The sequence below is a fragment of the Actinomadura keratinilytica genome (assembly GCF_039539665.1).
GTDB lineage: Bacteria > Actinomycetota > Actinomycetes > Streptosporangiales > Streptosporangiaceae > Spirillospora > Spirillospora keratinilytica.
Window position 1 is genome coordinate 1 of record NZ_BAABDO010000236.1, and the last position, 2,776, is coordinate 2,776.

1 protein-coding gene and 1 CRISPR repeat array are annotated in these 2,776 nt (G+C 69.6%); the gene reads right to left on the reverse strand.

All coding sequences use genetic code 11. The annotated features are described in order from the left end of the window. Window positions 1–550: 550 nt before the first annotated feature. The gene (locus ABD879_RS32375) at window positions 551–898 is read right to left on the reverse strand and encodes a DUF6879 family protein (RefSeq protein ID WP_345025595.1); all 348 of its coding nucleotides are present in this window, start codon (window positions 896–898) and stop codon (window positions 551–553) included. Between the two features lie 845 nt (window positions 899–1,743). Further along, a CRISPR array of direct repeats spans window positions 1,744–2,503; the repeat unit is 28 nt; unit sequence GTCGGCCCCGCGCACGCGGGGATGTTCC. Window positions 2,504–2,776: the final 273 nt, after the last annotated feature.

The following is a 2,776-nucleotide window of genomic DNA, read 5'->3' on the forward strand; positions in this document are numbered from 1 at the left end:
TCCACGCTGTACACCACGTCGAGAGGAGTGTCACCGGGCACGAACGCCTCACGCGCAACCGTGCGGAACGCCTTCTCCACCGCGGGCGAGACGATCTGCCCGTTGGACAGAAGCGTGTCGACCAGCTCGTCACGCAACCGCGCCGCCCGCCCAGAGTCTCCGTCCATGTCCACTGCGTGAATCACGTGTTGTCCCCCGTTCATCGATGCCGTTCAGCTGCTCACTCGAAAAGGCCGACCCCGGTCTGTCAGCCTGCCTGGTCGGGCAGGCCCCTGTCCGGTGGGAAGCCTGACACGCCCCAAGGCTGACCACGAAAGAAGCGCGTTCGGTGACGACCGACCGGGGCACCTGGTCGGGTACGCAAGAACACCGCAGTGCTGCTGACGGCCGGTTGCGGCGAGAAGGCGGCCAAGAGCGCTCCCTCAAGGCGACGTGTGGTGTCGCCCAAGACCTTCGCGCGCCCGGACCGCCGCCGGGAAGAGGTTTGGCGGATTTTGGCCCCGACCCCGCCGCCTGGCGCCGGAGGGTGAGGCCGTTGGAGCAGGCGCGGCTAGGGAAGTCGGAACTGGTCGTGCGGGATCGCCCGCTCCCACACCTGCTCGAACGCGGCCGGGCAGCGCGCGACCACGGCCGGGTCGTTGCTGCTCTTCTCCTCGGGGATCTCGGTCCCGTCCCCCTCGCAGAAGTTGAACATCACCAGCTTGTTGCCGAACAGCCAGAAGTCCGCGCCGGGCAGCATCAGGTCCCAGGCCCGGTCACGCGGCAGCCACCGCACGTCCTCCCCGGCCTCGACGTTCTGGGACGTGAGCATGTGCTCCCACCGGATGTAGTCCGACGGCGGCACGGAGATCACGCGGGCGCGGCGGATCGTCACCCCGCGTCCCACCGCGTCCTGCACGATCCGCAAACTCCTGGTAGGTGGGATGAGACGGGGCGCAGGCGTCGCGTATCTCCAGGTGCAGCGTGCTGTGCTTGGCGACCTTGAGCACCTCGGTGCTGTCAGCCGGACCGTGCCCGAGACGCCCGGGCTCGTAGGTGCAGGCGGCCGCCTCGGCGATGCTCGACGCCATACGAGCCGGAAGCCGCACGACGGCCTCGTCGGCGTGCAGGGGGCCGTGCCTGCCGATCTTCGCGAGCACCAACGGATCGGTGACGAGCAGTCCCTGGAAGTAGAAGTCCCCGCTGTCGGGATCGACGTACACGGCGGGGCCACATCCCTCGGGCGAGTCGGGATCCTCACCGACCAGATCGAGCGGCATCACGGTCCTCCGCTCCGACACCGAGCCTGACACGTGCTCGCCGACCCCGTGTCGGACCCTCGCCCGCGCGGCTTTAAGCGTCAAGCGCTTCGCGGACTCCGGCGATGAACCGCCGAGCCTCCTCGCCGGTGACGGCCAACGACATCAGCCGCTTCCACGCCGCCAGATAGTCGGGATCTCCGCTGGTTGGAACACCGACAGGAACCCCCACAGAGGCGAGCGGGCCGGGCAGAGACGCGGGGCCGGATCCCGCTGTCGGCGCATACGCTATGCTCCAGAATCCCGAGGTGGCGGCGCCCGTCCCTGTCGATGTCGCGGCGGGGTGCGGGTCGCATCAGTACGGCTCGCGGGGCGTGTCCATCGCCGCCCCATGCCGCCAGAACTTCGACGTGGTGTGCCTGTGAGGCAGCCCCGGGTCGAGGGTTTGCAAATCCAACTAAATGAAAACCGGGTCTCGTTGCCATAGACTCCCAGGTCAGCAAGTGTCGGCCCCGCGCACGCGGGGATGTTCCCGCGCTGTCCAGGCCGGCGCGGCTGCGGCGGGTGTCGGCCCCGCGCACGCGGGGATGTTCCCGCCCCCCCGGTGACCTTGGACTGCACGAGGATGTCGGCCCCGCGCACGCGGGGATGTTCCGCGAAGGACTGTCCCGACGTACACGCCGTCGATGTCGGCCCCGCGCACGCGGGGATGTTCCCGACTCGACGACCGACACGACGGACGCCGGAGCGTCGGCCCCGCGCACGCGGGGATGTTCCCGGCGGTGGGACGTGGACCACCGTCCCCGCCGGGTCGGCCCCGCGCACGCGGGGATGTTCCGCTGCTGGCACCGCTGCCCGCCGGATACGAGGAGTCGGCCCCGCGCACGCGGGGATGTTCCTGACCAGACCGACCAGACCTCTGTGCGCGAACCGTCGGCCCCGCGCACGCGGGGATGTTCCCGCCTTCATTCCCGGTGAAGGCAGCGTCGCTGAGTCGGCCCCGCGCACGCGGGGATGTTCCCCAGGGCAACGGGCCGCGCAGGCTCATGGTCGCGTCGGCCCCGCGCACGCGGGGATGTTCCCCGGAGCGTCCCGCCACTGGGGACGGTGCGCTGGTCGGCCCCGCGCACGCGGGGATGTTCCCGCACGTACGTCGTGGGGACGACGTGCCATGTCGTCGGCCCCGCGCACGCGGGGATGTTCCGATGATGGGCGACTTCTGATCTATTGCCGGGCGGTCGGCCCCGCGCACGCGGGGATAGTCCGGCGATCACGGACTATTTGGATCACGTTGCGCCCTTGGTCCCGCGCACGCAGGGATGGTCTCTTACGGGCATACGGGTATGAGTCGTCGTCCGGTCGGGCACGATCGTCGCTGTGGTCCAACCTCCCCTGGCTTCGGCCTGCCGGGCCGCCGGTCTCGATTTCGCTGACGCTCGTCTGCTGCACGCGCGTGCCAATCACACCTACTACCTGCCGCCGTTGGACCTCCCCGAGTTGGTTGGAGGCTCTGATACCTGCAAGGGTGTGAGGAGTCA